The sequence below is a fragment of the Microbacterium sp. NPDC087665 genome, assembly GCF_044743285.1.
GTDB lineage: Bacteria > Actinomycetota > Actinomycetes > Actinomycetales > Microbacteriaceae > Microbacterium.
In genome coordinates this window covers 43,772-61,246 of sequence record NZ_JBIUWD010000007.1, presented here as the reverse complement: position 1 = coordinate 61,246, position 17,475 = coordinate 43,772, and the positions used below count along the sequence as shown (strand labels likewise).

The 17,475-nt window shown below is 68.7% G+C and carries 15 protein-coding genes; 10 read left to right on the top strand and 5 right to left on the bottom strand.

What is annotated here, in order from left to right; all coding sequences use genetic code 11:
• Positions 1 to 10: 10 nt before the first annotated feature.
• The gene (locus ACIOSY_RS15270; protein ID WP_400854784.1) at positions 11 to 694 is read right to left on the bottom strand and encodes a response regulator transcription factor; all 684 of its coding nucleotides are present in this window, start codon (positions 692 to 694) and stop codon (positions 11 to 13) included.
• 87 nt (positions 695 to 781) lie between these two features.
• Here ACIOSY_RS15270 and ACIOSY_RS15265 point away from each other — a divergent pair, with 87 nt between their 5' ends.
• From ACIOSY_RS15265 to ACIOSY_RS15255, 3 genes are read left to right on the top strand one after another with little or no spacing between them, the layout of a single operon-like run.
• Positions 782 to 1,462, top strand: a complete 681-nt coding sequence (locus ACIOSY_RS15265; RefSeq protein WP_400854782.1) for a M15 family metallopeptidase — start codon at positions 782 to 784, stop codon at positions 1,460 to 1,462.
• Complete coding sequence (gene alr, locus ACIOSY_RS15260; RefSeq protein WP_400854780.1) at positions 1,459 to 2,577, top strand: alanine racemase; 1,119 nt, start codon at positions 1,459 to 1,461, stop codon at positions 2,575 to 2,577. Before ACIOSY_RS15265 ends, alr begins: the two co-directional genes overlap by 4 nt.
• Positions 2,574 to 3,530, top strand: a complete 957-nt coding sequence (locus tag ACIOSY_RS15255; protein ID WP_400854778.1) for a D-alanine--D-alanine ligase — start codon at positions 2,574 to 2,576, stop codon at positions 3,528 to 3,530. Before alr ends, ACIOSY_RS15255 begins: the two co-directional genes overlap by 4 nt.
• 94 nt (positions 3,531 to 3,624) lie before the next feature.
• Here ACIOSY_RS15255 and ACIOSY_RS15250 read toward each other — a convergent pair whose 3' ends face one another.
• Both ACIOSY_RS15250 and deoD read right to left on the bottom strand, forming a co-directional pair.
• A complete protein-coding gene (locus ACIOSY_RS15250) occupies positions 3,625 to 6,126 on the bottom strand; it encodes a DEAD/DEAH box helicase (RefSeq protein WP_400854776.1) in 2,502 nt (833 codons plus the stop codon).
• A 168-nt stretch (positions 6,127 to 6,294) separates the two neighbouring features.
• Complete coding sequence (gene deoD, locus ACIOSY_RS15245; protein ID WP_400854774.1) at positions 6,295 to 7,008, bottom strand: purine-nucleoside phosphorylase; 714 nt, start codon at positions 7,006 to 7,008, stop codon at positions 6,295 to 6,297.
• A gap of 105 nt (positions 7,009 to 7,113) precedes the next feature.
• Here deoD and putP point away from each other — a divergent pair, with 105 nt between their 5' ends.
• Positions 7,114 to 8,625, top strand: coding sequence for a sodium/proline symporter PutP (putP, locus tag ACIOSY_RS15240; RefSeq protein WP_400854772.1), 1,512 nt, complete (start codon positions 7,114 to 7,116; stop codon positions 8,623 to 8,625).
• Between the two features lie 86 nt (positions 8,626 to 8,711).
• Here putP and ACIOSY_RS15235 read toward each other — a convergent pair whose 3' ends face one another.
• Positions 8,712 to 9,380: a DNA alkylation repair protein gene (locus ACIOSY_RS15235; RefSeq protein ID WP_400854770.1), complete on the bottom strand. Its 669-nt coding sequence runs from the start codon at positions 9,378 to 9,380 to the stop codon at positions 8,712 to 8,714.
• A 133-nt stretch (positions 9,381 to 9,513) separates the two neighbouring features.
• Positions 9,514 to 10,551: an aromatic acid exporter family protein gene (locus tag ACIOSY_RS15230; RefSeq protein ID WP_400854768.1), complete on the bottom strand. Its 1,038-nt coding sequence runs from the start codon at positions 10,549 to 10,551 to the stop codon at positions 9,514 to 9,516.
• Between the two features lie 153 nt (positions 10,552 to 10,704).
• On the opposite strand from ACIOSY_RS15230, the gene ACIOSY_RS15225 reads away from it, so the two are divergent.
• From ACIOSY_RS15225 to ACIOSY_RS15200, 6 genes are all read left to right on the top strand, one after another.
• Positions 10,705 to 11,760: a DUF998 domain-containing protein gene (locus ACIOSY_RS15225; RefSeq protein WP_400854766.1), complete on the top strand. Its 1,056-nt coding sequence runs from the start codon at positions 10,705 to 10,707 to the stop codon at positions 11,758 to 11,760.
• 105 nt (positions 11,761 to 11,865) lie between these two features.
• On the top strand, positions 11,866 to 12,321 hold the full coding sequence (locus ACIOSY_RS15220) for an SRPBCC family protein (protein WP_400854764.1): 456 nt from the start codon (positions 11,866 to 11,868) through the stop codon (positions 12,319 to 12,321).
• A gap of 100 nt (positions 12,322 to 12,421) precedes the next feature.
• Positions 12,422 to 12,667 carry a hypothetical protein gene (locus ACIOSY_RS15215; RefSeq protein WP_400854762.1) on the top strand — a complete coding sequence of 82 codons (246 nt, stop codon included), beginning with the start codon at positions 12,422 to 12,424 and terminating at the stop codon, positions 12,665 to 12,667.
• A gap of 89 nt (positions 12,668 to 12,756) precedes the next feature.
• A complete protein-coding gene (locus tag ACIOSY_RS15210; protein WP_400854760.1) occupies positions 12,757 to 15,702 on the top strand; it encodes a helix-turn-helix transcriptional regulator in 2,946 nt (981 codons plus the stop codon).
• A 321-nt stretch (positions 15,703 to 16,023) separates the two neighbouring features.
• Positions 16,024 to 16,227: a cold-shock protein gene (locus tag ACIOSY_RS15205; RefSeq protein WP_400854758.1), complete on the top strand. Its 204-nt coding sequence runs from the start codon at positions 16,024 to 16,026 to the stop codon at positions 16,225 to 16,227.
• 219 nt (positions 16,228 to 16,446) lie between these two features.
• The gene (locus ACIOSY_RS15200) at positions 16,447 to 17,475 is read left to right on the top strand and encodes an iron-siderophore ABC transporter substrate-binding protein (protein ID WP_400854756.1); all 1,029 of its coding nucleotides are present in this window, start codon (positions 16,447 to 16,449) and stop codon (positions 17,473 to 17,475) included.

Below are 17,475 nucleotides of genomic sequence, written 5' to 3'. Positions count from 1 at the left end.
GCCGCGGTGCCTAAGCATCGGCATCCGTCCCGGCGTCCGTCGCGATCCGGTACCCGACGCCCGGCACGGTGAGGATCAGCCACGGCTCGCCCAACCGCTTGCGCAGCGACGACACCGTGATGCGCACGGCGTTCGTGAACGGGTCGGCGTTCTCGTCCCACGCGCGTTCGAGCAGTTCCTCGGCGCTGACGACCCCGCCCTGCGCGTCGACGAGCACCTCGAGAACGGCGAACTGCTTGCGCGTGAGCGCGACGTACCGCTCATCGCGGAACACCTCGCGGCGGAACGGGTCGAGTCGCAGCCCGGCCACCGTGAGCACCGGGGGCCGGGCGCGTTCGCGTCGACGCCCGAGGGCGCGCAGGCGCAGCACGAGCTCGCGCAGCTCGAACGGTTTGGTGAGGTAGTCGTCGGCGCCGAGCTCGAACCCCGACGCCTTGTCGTCGAGACGGTCGGCGGCCGTGAGCATGATGATCGGGATGCCGCTGCCGGACGCGACGATCGACCGGGCGATGTCGTCACCGGACGGCCCGGGGATGTCACGATCGAGCACTGCGATGTCGTAGGCGTTGATGCTCAGCAGCTCGAGCGCGGTGTCGCCGTCGGCCGCGATGTCGGCGGCGATCGCTTCGAGCCGAAGCCCGTCACGCACGGCTTCGGCGAGGTAGGGCTCGTCCTCGACGATCAGCACACGCATGGCTGCGATCCTACGCACCGCCGCATATCGCGAGCGTATGCAGAACCGCATACGCCCCGACAACAGGGCCCCGAGTGCACTGGAAGCATGAACAGCACCACCTCTTATCGTCCTCGCCGGGTCCGGCGCATCGCCTGGTCGCTGGCGACCGTCGCCGTCGCCGTGATCGCCGTGTTCGCGGTGCAGCAGTCGCTGGCCGCGGCGGATGCCGTCTTCTCGTCGAGCTTCACCGCCGGTGCCGGGCCGGATACGTCGTCGGGGTCGGATGCCGTGCCCGGCACCGGCACCCTCCCCGAAGACGGCTCGGTGATCGCACCGAGCGAGGCTGACGGAGTGATCCGCGACGGCGACCAGCCGTCGGTCTTCGACACCGACCGGGTGGCCGTCGGCAATCTCGACCCGGCGCTGCTCGACGCGCTGCAGCGTGCGGCGTCGGACGCCGGCATCCCGTTCCTGGTGAACAGCGGATGGCGCTCGGCGACCCTGCAGCAGCACATGATGCAGGAGGCCGTCGTGAGTTACGGCTCGGCGGCCGAGGCGGCGCGCTGGGTCGCGACGCCCGAGACCTCGCTGCACGTGTCGGGTGATGCGGTCGACCTGGGTCCGCTGCCCACGCTCGACTGGGTCGTGCAGCACGGCTCGGACTACGGTCTCTGCCAGATCTACGGCAACGAACCGTGGCACTACGAACTGCGCCCCGAGGCGGTCGACGAGGGCTGCCCCGAGATGTACAACGACCCTACCGAAGACCCGCGGATGCAGCGATGAGCGGGGTGCTCGAGGCGCCGACATCGTCGCGTCTGCAGGCGCCGACGTTGTGCACACTGCCCGCTGCGGTCGCCGCGAACGTCGACCGGGTGCGATCGCGCACCGATGCCGCGGTCATGGCCGTGGTCAAGGCCGACGGCTACGGGCTGGGCGCGGTCGCCGTCGCGCGGGCGGCGGTCACCGCGGGCGCGACCTGGCTGGGCGTGACGGATGCCGCGGACGCCGTCGAGCTGCGCGCCGCGGGCCTCGCGGTGCCGATCCTCGCGTGGCTGAACCCGGCCGGAGTCGACGCCCGCCTCGCGCACGAGCATCGGGTCGACATCGCCGTGGGCTCGGTCGACGAGCTGCGGCAGCTGATCGCGGACGCACGCCGTCCCGTGCGGGTGCACCTGCACCTCGACACCGGCATGGCCCGCGGCGGATGCCCGGTCGAGGACTGGTCCGCACTGCTGCGGGTGGCCCGCGCGGGCCGCGGGCGCGTCGAGGTCGCCGGTGTCATGGGGCACCTTCCCCGCGCGGATGAGGGCGACCCCGCCGCCAACGCGCCGGCCGTGCTGCGCATGCGGCAGGGGCGAGACGCCGTTCTGCGAGCGGGCTTCGGGCCCGTGCTCGTGCACCTCGCCGCGACCGCGGGGGCGCTCACCGATCCCGCCGCGCACTTCGACCTGGTGCGCATCGGGGCGGGGCTCGTCGGCATCGATCCCTCGGAATCGGTCGCGCTGGCGGGAGCGGCGCGGTTGACGGCATCCGTCGTGCACAGCGCCGCCGTCGCCGCCGGCACGCCCGTCGGTTACGGAGGCGGGCATGTCGCGGAGTGCGCCACGCATCTGAGCGTTCTCGGGGTCGGATACGCCGACGGCATCCCACGCGAACTGGCGCCCGGCGCGAGCGTGGCCATCGACGGGGTGCGGTATCCGCTCGTCGGGCGCGTATCGATGGACCAGATCGTCGTCGACACCGGATCGACCCTCGTGCCGAGAGGAACCGTGGCCACGGTGTTCGGACCCGACGGCGGCGCGGTGCCGACCGTGCAGGACTGGGCGCGCTGGGCCGGGACCATCCCCCACACGATCCTCACGGGCATGGGCCCGCGGGTGCAGAGGAGCATCGCATGACCACGAACGTTCTGGTGATCGGCGGCGGGCAGAATGCCGAGCACGACGTCTCGCTCGCCTCGGCGGCGGCCGTGGCCGCAGCGCTACGGATGGGCGACAACGCGGTGACCTGCGTCACGATCGACCGCGACGGCATCTGGCGGGCCGACGGCATTCCCGCAGGCGTCTCCGCCGCCGAATCGATGGCGCTCGCTCTGCCGCTGCTCGCCCGCGCCGAGGTCGTATTCCCCGCGGTGCATGGACCCCTCGGAGAAGACGGGGCTCTCGCCGCGCTGTGCGCTCTGGCCGGCGTACGGGTCGTCGGATCCGCACAACGCGCCGGGGCGATCGGGATGGACAAGTGGACGACGAAACTGGTGGCGGATGCCGTCGGCATCCGCACCGCCCGCGGACGCCTCGTCTGTGCCGAAGACATCGGCGACGTGGAGTTCGACGGCGCCGTCGTCGTGAAGCCCGCCTCGGCGGGATCGAGCTACGGGGTCTCGCTGGTGCGCGACGACGACGAGCTGCTGCCCGCACTGCGCACCGCCGCCCGGTTCGACCGCCGCATCCTCATCGAGGAGGTCATGCGCGGACGCGAGATCGACGTCGCCGTGCTGCGCGAGGCCGGGGGCATCCGCTGGGCGGCACCGCCGCTCGAGATCCACGCGGCCGGGCTCTTCGACACCGCCATGAAGTACGACGGCACGGCGCAGTTCACCGTGCCCGCATCGCTCGGGGGCGACGAGCTCGCGGCGCTGCGCCGGGCGGCGCTGGCCGTCTTCGACGCATTGGGGTGCGCCGGTGTGGCGCGGATGGACTTCTTCCTCACCGACGACGGACCCGTGCTCAACGAGGTCAACACGATGCCCGGGCTGACCGCCGCGTCGCAGGTGCCGCGCATGTTCGCCGCCGCCGGAGTGGCCTATCCCGAACTGATCGAGAGGCTGGTGCGTGGGGCGCTGAAGGGGTGAGCCCGGCGACGATCTGCACTCGTCAGGACGATCGACATGCGGATGCCGGAAGATTCGGGTGCAGATCGTCGGAGCGGATGCAGATCGTCGGGCGTCAGAGCCGGTCGACGGCCGAGACGGTGATGACGGCGGCGCCCTCGTCGTCGGATGCCGCGAGATCGACGGTCGCCGAGATGCCCCAGTCGTGGTTCCCGGCCGGGTCGTCCAGGATCTGGCGCACCGTCCAGGTGGTCTCGCCCGGGGTGAGGATCAGGAGCGCGGAGCTGCGAGCATCCGCCCCCGTGAGGATCTCGTCGTGCTCGGCGAAGTAGCCGTCGAGTGCGTCGTTCCAGGCATCCGCTCCGAACGACGGGTCGATCTCGGCCAGGGCCTCGACGTTCTCGCGGGCCGCGAGCTGCACGCGCCGGAACAGTTCGTTGCGCACGAGGGTGCGGAACGCCCGCACATTGCTGGTGAGGCGCTTCGGCGCGGGCGGCACGATCTCGTCGGGACCATCGACGCGTCCGTTGTCGATGCCCGCGCGCAGCTCTTCCCACTCGTCGAGGAGGCTGGAGTCGACCTGCCGCACGAGCTCGCCCAACCACTCGATCAGGTCGCGCAGGTCTTCGTCCTTGAGCTCTTCCGGGATGGTCTGGGATGCCGCACGGTAGGCGTCGGAGAGGTAGCGCAGCACCACGCCCTCGGAACGTGCGATCTTGTAGTAAGCGACGTATTCCCCGAACGACATGGCGCGCTCGTACATGTCGCGCACGACCGACTTGGGGTGCAGCTCGAAGTCGCGGATCCACGGTTGCGCTGCGCTGAACGTCTCGAACGCGGCCGTCAGCAGCTCATCGAGCGGCTTCGGGTACGTGACCTGTTCGAGCAGCTCCATGCGCTCGTCGTATTCGATGCCCTCGGACTTCATCGCCGCAACCGCCTCGCCGCGAGCCAGGAACTCCTGCTGGCTCAGCACCGCACGCGGGTCATCGAGGGTCGACTCCACGATCGAGATCATGTCGAGGGCGTAGGTCGGCGACTCATCACCCAGCAGCTCGAACGCCGCGAGAGCGAAGGGCGACAGCGGCTGGTTCAGGGCGAAGTTCGCCTGCAGATCGACGGTGAGTCTGATCTCACCGGCATCCGTCTGCTCCACGACCCCCGATTCGAGCAGCGTGCGGTAGATGCCGAGGGCGCGCAACGCGAGCTCGCGCTGGCGCGCGCGCGTCTCGTGGTTGTCGTATACCAGCGCGCGCATATTGCCGAAGACGTCGCCGCCGCGCGCAATGACGTTGAGCATCATCGCGCTCGTGATCTGCATGTGCGAGGTCAGCGTCTCGGGCACCGCATCGATGAGCTTGCGGAACGAGGGCTCGCCCCACGAGACGAAACCATCCGGAGCCTTCTTGCGGATGATCTTGCGCTTCTTCTTCGGGTCGTCGCCCGCCTTGCGGATCGCGGCGAGGTTCTCGGTCTCGTGCTCGGGTGCCTGGGCGACGACGGTGCCGGCGGTGTCGTATCCGGCACGCCCGGCACGCCCCGCGATCTGGTGGAACTCGCGCGCGTTGAGCTGGCGCATGCGGGTGCCGTCGAACTTCGTGAGTGCCGTGAGCAGCACGGTGCGGATGGGCACGTTGATGCCGACGCCGAGCGTGTCGGTGCCGCAGATCACGCGCAGCAGACCGCGCTGGGCGAGCTGCTCGACCAGGCGACGGTACTTCGGCAGCATGCCCGCGTGATGCACGCCGATGCCCGCGCGCAGGAACCGCGACAGGGTCTTGCCGAATGCGGTCGTGAAGCGGAAGGCGCCGATCAGATCGGCGATCGCATCGCGCTGCTCGCGGGTCGCCACCTTGGTGCTCGACAGCGCCTGCGCCCGCTCCATGGCGGCGGCCTGCGAGAAGTGCACCACGTAGACGGGCGCCTGGCCGGTGTTCAGCAGGTCGTCGATCGTCTCGTGGATGGGCGTCTGCTCGTAGAAGAAGTGCAGCGGAACCGGCCGCTCGACACCCGTCACCGTGGCGGTGTCGCGGCCCGTGCGGCGGGTGAGGTCGGCGGCCAGCTCGGTCACATCGCCGAGCGTCGCCGACATCAGGATGAACTGCGCCTGCGGCAGCTCCAGAAGCGGAACCTGCCACGCCCACCCGCGGTCGGGATCGGCGTAGAAGTGGAACTCGTCCATCACGACCTGGCCGACCTCGGCATCCGTTCCCTGGCGCAGCGACAGGTTCGCGAGGATCTCCGCCGTGCAGCAGATGATCGGAGCATCCGCATTCACCGACGAATCGCCCGTGATCATGCCGACGTTCTCGGCCCCGAACACGTCGACCAGCGCGAAGAACTTCTCGCTCACCAGGGCTTTGATCGGCGCGGTGTAATAGCTGCGGCGCCCCGCCATGAGTGCGGCGAAGTGCGCGCCGACCGCGACCAGCGACTTTCCGGTGCCGGTCGGGGTCGAGAGGATCAGGTTGTTGCCCGAGACGATCTCGATCGCGGCTTCGTCCTGCGCCGGATAGAGAGTGAGCCCCGTGGACTCGGCCCACTCGACGAACGCCGTGTAGACGGCATCCGCATCGGATCCGTCGGGAAGGGTGGCCGGGTCGAGGAGGGATGCCATGATCTCTCGATCATCCCATCCCGGCGCGCGGGCGGACACCGGCCCGCCCTGTCCCTAACTCAGGACAAACAGTCGTCTCCGGCTCCGGAAATCGCCGATCCGGCCCCGCGCGCGCGATCTGTCCTGAGTTAGGGACACAGATCTCGGGCGGACCGACGGGCGGATGCCTCAGACCGAGGTCGCGGCCTGCAGGGCGATGCGGATCATGTCGCCGAAGGTCTGCTCGCGCTCCTGCGCCGTGGTCTCCTCGCCGGTGACGATGTGGTCGGAGACCGTGCAGATCGCGAGGGCCCGGCGGCCGTAGTACGCGGCGAGCGTGTAGAGACCGGCCGCCTCCATCTCGACGCCCAGGATGCCGTGCTTCACGAAGGGCTCCGTGAGCTCGGGGCGGGTGCTGTAGAACTGGTCGCTCGAGAACAGCTGTCCGACGTGCACGGCCGACTCGAGGTCGGCGCTCTCGCTCGCCTCGACCGCGGCGCGCAGCAGCGCGAAGTCGGCGACCGGCGCGTAGTCGAGACCGTGGAAGCGCACGCGGTTGATGCCCGAATCGGTGCTCGCGGCGTTCGCGATGATGATGTCGCGCACCTTCAGCTTCTCGGTCAGCGCTCCGCACGATCCGACGCGCACGATGGTCTCGACGCCGTAGGAGTCGAACAGCTCGTTCGCGTAGATCGCCATCGACGGCTGCCCCATGCCCGAGCCCTGTACCGAGACGCGGTGGCCCTGCCAAGTGCCCGTGTATCCGAGCATCCCGCGCGTCTCGGAGTACAGCTGCGCATCGTCGAGGAATGTCTCGGCGATCCACTTCGCTCGCAGCGGGTCGCCGGGGAACAGGACGATGGGGGCGATCTGGCCGGGCTGTGCGGCGATGTGGGTGCTCATCATGCCAATGTACTGAGATGCCTCGTGTGCAGGACTAGCCAGGGCAGCCCTCGTTTGACATCATCGGAGCGCAACTGCGGCGACGACGCCGCAGAAAGGATGCCGATGTCTGATCAGATCTTCACGTTCGCCGCCCTCGGGCTGTACTTCGCCGCGATGCTCCTCATCGGGTGGATCGCGTTCCGACGCACCTCCGACCACGAGGACTACATGCTCGGAGGTCGCAACCTCCCGCCGTGGGTCGCGGCGCTCAGCGCCGGTGCCTCCGATATGTCGGGATGGCTGGTCATGGGCCTCCCGGGAGCAATCTACGTCTCCGGACTGATCGAGGCGTGGATAGCCATCGGCCTCACGATCGGTGCCTACCTGAACTGGCTGCTCGTCGCCCCGCGACTGCGGGCGTACACCGAGGTGTCGCGCAACTCGATCACCGTGCCCAGCTTCTTCGAGAACCGTCTCCGAGACACGACCCGGTTGCTACGCATCTTGTCGGGCGTCGTCATCCTCGTCTTCTTCGCGCTGTACATCTCGTCGGGCATGGTCGCCGGCGGCGTGTTCTTCGAGAGCTCTTTCCGCGGCGACTACCTGACCGGGATGCTCCTGGTCACTGGTGTGACGTTGGCCTACACGCTGTTCGGGGGCTTCCTCGGTGCGTCGTTCACCGATGTGGTGCAAGGCTTGATGATGGTCATCGCGCTGATCGTCATTCCGGTCGCGGCGGTGGTCGCCATCGGAGGCTTCGCTGAAACGGGCTCATTGATCGCCGAAGTCGCGCCCGACCATCTCTCGATGCTCTCCGGCACGGCGCTCACTGGGGGCACCATTCTGGCCATCGTGTCGGCGCTGGCCTGGGGCCTCGGGTACTTCGGACAACCGCACATCATCGTGCGGTTCATGGCCCTCCGCAGCCCGCAGGAAGCCAAGAGCGCGCGCCGCATCGGCATCTCCTGGATGGTGATCTCGCTCGCGGGCGCCGTGTTCTCGGGAATCGTCGGCATCGCCTTCATCGCTAAGAATGGCCTCGACCTCGCGAACCCCGAGACGGTGGTGCTGTTGATGTCGCAGACTCTCCTGCATCCCTTCGTGGCGGGTCTCGTGCTGGCCGCCGTGCTGGCGGCGATCATGAGCACGATCTCGAGTCAGCTGATCGTCAGTTCGTCAGCGCTCGTCGAAGACCTCTACCAGGTGTTCCGCAAGACGCCGCCGTCGAGCAAAACGCTCGTGCTGATGGGGCGCGGGGCGGTGCTGATCGTCACGATCATCGCCGCGCTTCTCGCCGTCACTCCGAACGACACCATCCTCGGCCTCGTCTCGTTCGCGTGGGCAGGGTTCGGCGCTGCGTTCGGCCCGGTCGTGCTGTTGAGCCTGTACTGGCGGCGACTCACGAACTGGGGTGCGCTGGCGGGCATGTTCGTCGGGGCCGCGACGGTGTTCGTCTGGAAGCCGCTCAACACCGGCCTGTACGAGCTGCTCCCCGCGTTCGTCTTCGCCTTCATCGCGGCCATCGTGGTGAGCCTGTTCACCTACCGGCACAACCATGAGATCGAGCGGGAGTTCGTGGAGGCCCAAGAGATGATCTCCGTGCCGCGGCCACGGATGGTTGCCGAGACGCCGTAGCGACGCGGCTGCCTTCGGATCGCTCGAATGGCTGCATCCAACCGGATAGCCGACCACTCGAGCGGTTCGAGGGCTCGGGTCACCGCTCAGCCCGCCTGGCGCCGCACCATCTCGCCGATCCAGATCGGTGCGAAGGGCGAGGTGCAGCCGGGAGCGGTCGGATAGTCGGCGAGCACCTGCAGGCGCTCGCCGATCGCCAGGGCCCGGAGGCGCAGCGTCGGATGATGGATGCCGATCTGCGCGAGCGCCTCGTTCATCGACCATTGCGGCCGCTTCGGGGCATCCTTCATCTGCGCCTCGATCAGGTCGAGCAGGTGGTCGAGGTCGAGGCCCTCGGCATCTTTCGCGATGCGCACCGACGTGAGTGACCAGGCCGCCGCAGCGACCGTCGGATCGGCGTCATCGAACCAGCGCACGCGCATCTGCTCGGCGAGGGGTGACTTCTTGGCGACGTAGTTCACGAACCAGTCGTTGACCTTGGGCGGGTCGGTCTCGCGGATCATGGCGTCGAGTTCGTCGGCGCTGAAAGCGCGCGGACGGCAGATGAGCAGGGCGAGCAGACGGGCCGCGGTCTCGCCGGTCGACCACAGCTCGAGGGCGAGAGGCTGGTCGGTCTTGATCTTCTTCGCGAGTGCGCGCATGCGGCTGAGGTTGATGCCGTGGTCGTCGCCGCGCTTCTCGTTCGCCGCACGCATCTTGGGGTCTTCGAGAGCGGCGAGCTCGCCGAGTGCCTGGTCCAGAGTCATGTCGCTCATGAGACCAGGGTAGGTCGTGGGGCGTCCCTGTCTCAGGACGAATTCGACGGATCGGGCCGTTACGCCTCTGCTCGGCGGCAGTATGTGCGGTTCGTCCTGAGTGAGGGACGGACGGATGCCGCCACCCGAGCCGTCAGAACTCGTCGAGCAGCTCGTCGTGGATGCGCCGGAGGTCTTCCATGAGCGATCCGATGAGGATCCAGTGCTGGCTCGACGGCGGACGGATGACGAGTGGGGCGGTTAACGCGGGGATCGCCGAGGTGAGAGTGTCGGGTTCGGGTGCCACATCGGCGATCTGTACGGCTAGTCGCACGTCGTGCCCGGCGCGACGCAGCTGCTCGGCGATCGCGACGACGGCGGGCTCCTCGCCGATCGAGTCGTCGTAGTGGTCGAAGTAGGCCCGGGTCATGCCGATCACCTGGGTCACGATGGGCGACAGCCGCTCCATCAGGGCGCGCATCTCGCGCAGGTCGGAGCGGTGGGTCGAGCGTCGCGGGTTGAGGGTGAGTGATTCCTCTCCGGCGGCGATGGCGGCGTCGGCGGCATCCTTCATCGGGCGCAGCAGTCGCACTTCGAGCATGAGCTCCTGCAACTGCGCCGGCGTCTGCGGATGGGGGAGGGCGTCGGCGAGACGATCGAGGCTCGCGGCGAGTTCGGCGCCGAGCAGTCCGAGATGACGGCGGGCGGGTTCGACGAGCACGGGCGGCACGATCAGGGCGTTCACGACTATGCCGATCACCACGCCGATCAGCGTCTCGACGATGCGTGCGAACGCGTATTCGGGGCTGGAGGAACCCAGTGCCAGCACGAGCATGGCCGAGATCGCGACCTGGTTGCCGGTGCCGGGAGATGCCCGGAACACCCAGGCGACGAGCATCGCGACGACGATGGCGAGCAGCACGATCCAGCTCGGCGACCCGAGCAGCAGCCCGAGCGCCACCGCGATCACGACCCCGGCGATGACGCCGATGCTGCGCTCCAGCGCCTTCGACAGCGACTGGTTGACGCTCGGCTGCACGACCAGCAGGGCGGCGATCGCCGCGAACACGGGCAGCTGCGAGGGGAAGATCCATCCGGCGATGAGCCAGGCCGCGATGGTCGCCGCGGCGGACTTCACGACCTGCAGCAGCGGGGAGCGCTGACTGGCGCGGATCGCGGCGGGGAAGCGCATGCGTCCCACGGTAGTCCTGTCGCGGCTGCGGGGCTCTCGCCGCGAGGGATGAAGGATGCTCCGCACCCCGCTCGTCACCCCGCTGCTCACCCCGAGATGACGAACTACGGATGCTGATATACCGGCGTAACGAGTTCGTGCTTCGATGTACCCATGGACCAGGGGTACCGTCTGCGCGGCGAGACCATCGCGGTGTGGGCGACGGTCGTGTGCTTCGTGCTCGGCGCCGCCGCAGGATTCCTCGTGCTGGGTCCCGCGCCCCGGCCGTTGATCGGCGCCGGGTCGCTCGCGCTGCCGTCGGCGACCATCGCCGGCGCCATCGCCGGAGGCGCCTTCGTGGTGAGCACGCTCCGCCATCGCCGCGGCGAGACCGACCCCATGCCGCGCTGGCAGAGGATCGTCACCGACGTCTCGGCGATCGCGCTCACGGTCGCCTTCGTCGGGGTCGCGGGCATGGGTGTGCTTCTCGGCACCCAGGTGCTCGCGATCGGGCTGCAGGGTCTCGAACTCACCCTCGTCGGTGGGGCGCTGCTCACCGGGTTCGCCGCGGCTGTCGGCGGCCGCTTCGCCTTCGCGGCCGGCATCGGGCTGCGCACGGCAGACCTGTCGAGCATCCTCTTCGGATATCTGGTGATCGGCACGCTGTTCGCGATGGTGACCGCCGCCGACCCGCGCTGGTGGGAGATCAACTTCTCGCAGCTGGGCATCGGTGATGCCGCCTGGGCTTTCAACGGCACGCTCGTCGTGGCCGGCGCACTGGTCGGCACCGTCGGGGCGTACGTCGGGCGCGATCTGCACCGCCTGCTCGGCGACGCCGCCCTCGGCCGCATCGCCCTGACCGCCGGGCTGTGGATCATCACCGGATTCGGGCTCGCCGGCGTCGGACTGCTGCCGCTGCATCGCGCCCCCGAGGCGCACAACATCGTGGCGCCGGTGACACTGCTGCTGTTCGCGGCGTCGATGGCCGTCACCGCGTTCGTCGTGCCGGGAGCGCCCCGCGCACTCATCATCACAACCGTCGGCGTCGGCGTGCTCGTGACCATCGCGTTCGTGCTGTTCGCCGTCTTCGGGCTCATCACGATGACCGCCCTCGAGGCGATGGCCGTGGGCCTGGGGCTGCTGTGGATGACGACGCTCGTGCGGGTGCTGGCGATCCTCTCGCCCGACGTGCCGCGCCCTTCGGCACGCGCACACCTGCTGCACGGGTGACGGCGGGTGCCGAGCATCCGTCGTCGATCGGATGCTGTCAACCCCATCGCCAGGTCGGCATCCACCGCGCTGAATGGGACGACGACCAACAGTGAGGAGCATCCCATGGTGCAGATCATCGAGACCATCGACGTCGACGTCCCCGTGAACACGGCGTACAACCAGTGGACCCAGTTCGAGAGCTTCCCGAAGTTCCTCGACGAGGTCGAGTCCATCGTGCAGACCGACCAGATCCACACGCGGTGGACGGTGAAGGTCGGGGGCGTGGAACGCGAGTTCGACGCGGAGATCACCGAGCAGCACCCCGACGAGCGCGTCGCGTGGAACAGCATCGGCGGCGACACCGAGCATGCCGGCGTCGTGACGTTCCACAAGCTGTCCGAGGCGCAGACCCGGGTGGCCGTGCAGATCGACTGGGAACCCGAAGGGATGATCGAGAAGGTCGGCGCCCTGCTCGGAGTGGGAACGCACGCGGTGAAGAAGGACCTCAAGAACTTCAAGGAGTTCATCGAGAAGACCGGTCTCGAGACCGGGGAGTGGCGCGGCGACGTCGACGCCTAGGGATGGTGGGCCGGCTCGGCCTCGAAAGATAGGGAATCCTCCCGATGCCGGGCGGGGGACTCAGAGCGTTGTGTAGATGGACACACAACGAGGAGATCCCATGTTCGAGCACCCGTACGTCAGCCAGCAGATCGCCGACTCCGAACGCCAGCAGATCGAGCGTGCGGCTGAGCAGCGACGGTTCCTGCGGGAGCACGCCGACCAGATCGTTCCGCGTCGGGCCGGTCTGGTCGGGCGGATGCTCGGGCGTCTGACGAGTCGACGTCCGGCCGACCGGGCGGATGCTGCGCCCACGCGCCGTCGCGCCGCGGCGACTGCCCCCGGCGAGCCGGTCGCGGCGCGGTGAATCCGGTCGTCCGTCTGCGCCCGCAGGGGGCCGCATCGCGGGGCTCCGATCGCGTTTCGGATGTCGGAGGGGGGTGGCACGATGAACCTATGTCCTCCTTCGCGCAGAGCTCCGCGATGGTCGGCCGCGACGCCGAGATCGACGTCGTCCGCCGGCTCTTCGAGGGTGCGTCAGAGGGTACGGCGGTCGGAGTGCTCGTCGACGGCGAGGCGGGCATCGGCAAGTCCCGTCTGCTGCGCGAGTTCGCGGCCGAGGTCGCATCGCGGGCAGACGTGCACGTGGGTTGGTGCCTCGATCTCGGTCCCGCGCGCACCGCGTACGGCCCGCTCACGGCGATCTTGCGCTCGATCGTCGCGCGGCTCGGCATCGAGAAGGTGCGCGACGCCACCGGGCCGGGCGCCGAGGCTCTCGGCATGCTCCTGCCCGAACTCACCGAAGAGCCCGCCGACCGCGCCCGCACCAGCCCCGATCGGCTGCGCGATGCGATCGCGACGCTGATCGAGACGGCGGCCGACGCCGCCCCGCAGGTGCTCATCATCGAAGACCTGCACTGGGCCGACGAGTCGACGCTGGCACTGCTCTCCTTTCTTCTTCGCACCCTCGCCCGTGGGCGCGTGCTGCTGCTGCTCAGCTGCCGCAGCGACGACGTGCGTCGGGGTGACGCAGTGAGCCGCTTCCTCATCGAGGCGACGCGCTCCCGGCTGATCGAGCGCGTCACGCTTCCGCGACTCGACGGCGACGCGGTACGCGCGCTGGCCGAACAGCTCACCGGCACGGCCGTGTCCGACAGCGCACTCGCGCGCATGCAGGAGCGCGCCGAGGGGGTGCCCTTCTTCGTCGAAGAGCTCGCCGACTGCACGACTGGTCCGCTTCCCGACGGGTTGCGCGACGTGCTGCTCACGCGCTTCGACCGACTGGGAGCCGACGCGCAGCGGGTCGTGCGAGTCGCCTCGGGTGCCGAAAGACCCCTCTCGCACCCGCTGCTCTCCACGCTCGTCGACCTTCCCGAAGACCGGCTCGACGAGGGCATCAGAGAGGCCGCTCGCGGCGGCATCCTGGTGATCGACGACGAGCACTACCGCTTCCGGCACGCGCTCCTCCGCGAGGCCGTACACGACGATCTGCTCCCCGGCGAACGTGCACGCCTGCACCGCGCCTACGCCGAGGCGCTCGAGGCGCAGCGCGACCGTGCCGAGAGCGTCGACGCCGCCGCCCTTGCCCACCACTGGCAACTCGCCCAAGACGAACGACGCGCGCTCGCCGCGGCCGTCCACGCGATGCGTGACGCGAAGGCGCGGTTCGCCTTCGCGAGCGCCGCACGGTTCGGTGAGCTGGCGCTCGAGGTGTGGCCGCGCGTCGCCGATGCACCCGATGCCGCCGGGGTCACGCATCTCGACCTGCTGCAGACGCTCGGATCCGTGCTCCGCAATGCGGGCGACGGCGAGCGGGCGCTCGCGGTCATCACCGCCGCGCTCGACGAGGTCGACACGGCATCCGTCTCTCCCCGACTGCACGCGCGGCTGCTGCGCGACAAAGCCCAGTACCTCGCGAATCTCGGTCGCCCCGGGTCGATCCCGCTGACGGAACAGGCGCTCGACCTCGTCACCGGCAAGCTCGACGACGATGCCTTGCGTGCTGGCCTGCTGAACCAGCTCGCCAGCAGATACATGGTCGCCGGCCGTCTCGACGACGCGCTCCGTGTCGCCGACGACGCCGCACGCATCGCGCTGCGCGCCGGCGACCGCGACCAGCAGTCGATCGCCGCGAACGTGCACGGCGTCTCGTTCGCACACCTCGGCGACATCGACCGCAGCATCGTCGAGTTCGATCGGGCGCACGACCTCGCCCGCAGCTCCAACGCCGATCTGCGCTACCGCGTCAACTACTCCGACGCGCTCACCCTGCTCGGCCGCTACGACGAAGCAGTGCTCATCGCCGAAGAGGGGCTGGCCCTGGCGCGCGCCCTCGGCGTCGGGCGCAGCTCGGGCTCGATCATGATGCAGAACATGTCGGTCGCGCTCTTCGAACGCGGCGAGATCGAGCGCGTCGACGACATGATGTCGCGCGACCATCGTCAGGGTGCGCTGCGCGTCTTCCGCATGTACTCGAGCATGACGCGCGTGCGTGCGCTGGCGTGGCGGGGCCGATCGGCCGAGGCAGCGGAGATGCTGCGCGAATGGACCCCGTCGTTCGTCGAGACCGGCGAGACCGAGCGGCAGATCTGGTACGACCTGATCACCATGACCGTGGCGGTCGCCGAGAGCGCCGGCGACCTGCGTGGAGCGCTCGCCGAGATCATGGCGATGATCGACGACGGCGGCCCCGTCCTGCTGCATCAGCGCAGGCTGCTGTTGCAGGCGGCGGCGATCATCGCCGAGCTGCGGGCACAGGGCGAAGATACCGCCGTCGCTGCCCGCCGAGTGGCCGAGACCTGGTCCGCGCAGCCGCCGCAGCTTCTCGGCGACGTGTGGTCGCCGATCGTCGCCGCGCTGCTCGACCCGACGGCCGAGGCGATGCAGCGCGCGATCATCCTCGCCGACAGCGGGAACGTGCCCATCCTCTTCCGCGTGATCACCCGCCTCGAATACGCCCGCATCCTCGTGCACGAGGGCGACCGAGCGGCGGCCGCGCCCGTCATCGAAACGGCGGTGACGATCGCCCGAGAGCTCCGGCACGCGCAACTCGAGGCCACGGTCGGCGGGTTCGCGGCTGCCGCGGGCCTCGACCCGCAGGTGCTCGGAGCATCCGTCACCGACGCCCTCACCGACGCCCTCACCGACGCCCTCACCGACGCACTCACCGCCCGCGAACGTCAGGTGCTCGCACTCATCGCCGAGGGGCTCAGCAACCGCCAGATCGGCGAGCGACTCTTCATCAGCGTGAAGACCGTCAGCGTGCACGTCTCGGCCGTGCTGCGCAAACTCGGTGTGAGCACGCGCACCGAAGCGGCCCTCGCCGTCCGAGACGGAGCTGCCAGAGAAGAAGACTCCATTCGACTCGCCCAGGTGCATTCCGGGGCCGACGTGGTACGTTAACGATGTTCCTCTTTCCGGAGGCATATTCATCACCGGCCCGCGAACGCTTGATGCGACGTGTGCGGCCCTCCATCTGGATCCGAATTCTGCGCCGATCGGTTCGGCACGGATCCGCCGAAAGTCTTTTTTGTCACACGCAGTCAGCCGCGGTGCATCTGCACCCGGTTCCTTTCTCGGCAGGCACATCGCCCGCCGAGACCTCGCTGCGTCCCTCAACGTCGCCTCCGTTCGGAGTGCGTCACTCTGTACCCACCGGATTCTCCGGTGCGGTGCTATGGCCGTGTAAAACAGCGGCCACGTCAAAATAGAAAGAAGAAACACATGGCCACTGGCACTGTGAAATGGTTCAACGCTGAAAAGGGCTTCGGCTTCATCGCTCCCGAGGATGGCTCGGACGATCTTTTCGCCCACTACTCTGCGATCACTGGCTCGGGCTTCAAGGAGCTCCGCGAGAACCAGAAGGTCGAATACGACGCTGAGCGTGGCCCCAAGGGCATGCAGGCTGCGAACATTCGCCCCCTGTGATCATTCGTGATCTCTGATCACTCGTGATCGGCTGAAGCCGGTCGGTTCCCTCGGGAATCGGCCGGCTTTTTCTGTGCCCGGAACACGGAAAAGCACATCGGCATAGTTCGGCTCATAGTTTGAGGTTTGCCTAACTTCGGGTTAGATTAGGGGAGCCTTACCAAACTCTCGGCGCGACTCTGCGCCATCTCCCCTCCACCCATCTGAAGGGACATGCCTGTGCGCACTTCTCGTCTTCTCGCCGTCGGCGCCGCCGCGGCGCTCGCCCTGAGCCTCTCGGCCTGCGCGACGTCGACCACCGACAGCGGCTCCGACGCCGGCAGCAAACCGGCCTCCGACGACGCCTTCCCCGTCACGATCGAGCACGTCTACGGTGAGACCACCATCGAGACGAAGCCCGAGCGTGTCGCGACCGTCGCCTGGGCGAACCACGAGGTTCCGCTGGCCCTCGGCATCACGCCGGTCGGCTTCAGCAAGGCCAGCTGGGGCGACGACGACGACAACGGCATCCTGCCCTGGGTCGAGGAGAAGCTCGACGAGCTGGGCGGCGAAGAGCCGGTGCTCTTCGACGAGGCCGACGGCATCGACTTCGAGGCCGTCGCCGACACGAACCCCGACGTCATCCTCGCCTCGTACTCCGGCCTGACACAGGAGGAGTACGACACCCTCTCCAAGATCGCTCCGGTCGTGGCCTACCCCGACATCGCCTGGGGCACCCCGGTCGACGAGATGATCGAGATGAACTCGAAGGCCCTCGGCCTCGAAGAAGAGGGCAAGGCCCTCATCGAAGACCTGCACGCCGACGCCGATGCGGCGCTCGAAGAGAACAACGTCCTCAAGGACAAGAAGGTGCTCTTCGCCTTCTTCGACCCGGCCGACCTGAGCCAGATCGGCTACTACACGGCCGTCGACACGCGCCCCGGCTACCTGCACGACAACCTCGGCATGCCGCTGCCGTCGATCGTCGAGGAGTCCGCCGACAGCAAGGAGTTCTACCTGTCGGTGAGCGCCGAAGACGCCGCGAAGTTCGACGACGTCGACGTGATCGCCACCTACGGCGACGAGTCGCTCATCGCCACGCTGCAGGCCGACCCGCTGCTGTCGAAGATCCCGGCCATCGCCGAGGGGCGCATCGCGATCCTCCCCGACGCCACGCCGATCGCGGCATCCGCCAACCCGTCGCCGCTGTCGATCCCGTGGGGTCTCAGCGACTACCTCGCCCTGCTGGCAGCACCGCTCGCTCAGTAA

Coding starts and splice junctions, on each gene's coding strand:
- alr (WP_400854780.1), top strand. CDS start 1,459: ATGAGCGGGGTGCTCGAGGCGCCGACATCGTCGCGTCTGCAGGCGCCG.
- ACIOSY_RS15255 (WP_400854778.1), top strand. CDS start 2,574: ATGACCACGAACGTTCTGGTGATCGGCGGCGGGCAGAATGCCGAGCAC.
- ACIOSY_RS15220 (WP_400854764.1), top strand. CDS start 11,866: ATGGTGCAGATCATCGAGACCATCGACGTCGACGTCCCCGTGAACACG.
- ACIOSY_RS15250 (WP_400854776.1), bottom strand. CDS start 6,126: ATGGCATCCCTCCTCGACCCGGCCACCCTTCCCGACGGATCCGATGCG.
- ACIOSY_RS15265 (WP_400854782.1), top strand. CDS start 782: ATGAACAGCACCACCTCTTATCGTCCTCGCCGGGTCCGGCGCATCGCC.
- putP (WP_400854772.1), top strand. CDS start 7,114: ATGTCTGATCAGATCTTCACGTTCGCCGCCCTCGGGCTGTACTTCGCC.
- ACIOSY_RS15210 (WP_400854760.1), top strand. CDS start 12,757: ATGTCCTCCTTCGCGCAGAGCTCCGCGATGGTCGGCCGCGACGCCGAG.
- ACIOSY_RS15235 (WP_400854770.1), bottom strand. CDS start 9,380: ATGAGCGACATGACTCTGGACCAGGCACTCGGCGAGCTCGCCGCTCTC.
- deoD (WP_400854774.1), bottom strand. CDS start 7,008: ATGAGCACCCACATCGCCGCACAGCCCGGCCAGATCGCCCCCATCGTC.
- ACIOSY_RS15270 (WP_400854784.1), bottom strand. CDS start 694: ATGCGTGTGCTGATCGTCGAGGACGAGCCCTACCTCGCCGAAGCCGTG.
- ACIOSY_RS15205 (WP_400854758.1), top strand. CDS start 16,024: ATGGCCACTGGCACTGTGAAATGGTTCAACGCTGAAAAGGGCTTCGGC.
- ACIOSY_RS15230 (WP_400854768.1), bottom strand. CDS start 10,551: ATGCGCTTCCCCGCCGCGATCCGCGCCAGTCAGCGCTCCCCGCTGCTG.
- ACIOSY_RS15215 (WP_400854762.1), top strand. CDS start 12,422: ATGTTCGAGCACCCGTACGTCAGCCAGCAGATCGCCGACTCCGAACGC.
- ACIOSY_RS15225 (WP_400854766.1), top strand. CDS start 10,705: ATGGACCAGGGGTACCGTCTGCGCGGCGAGACCATCGCGGTGTGGGCG.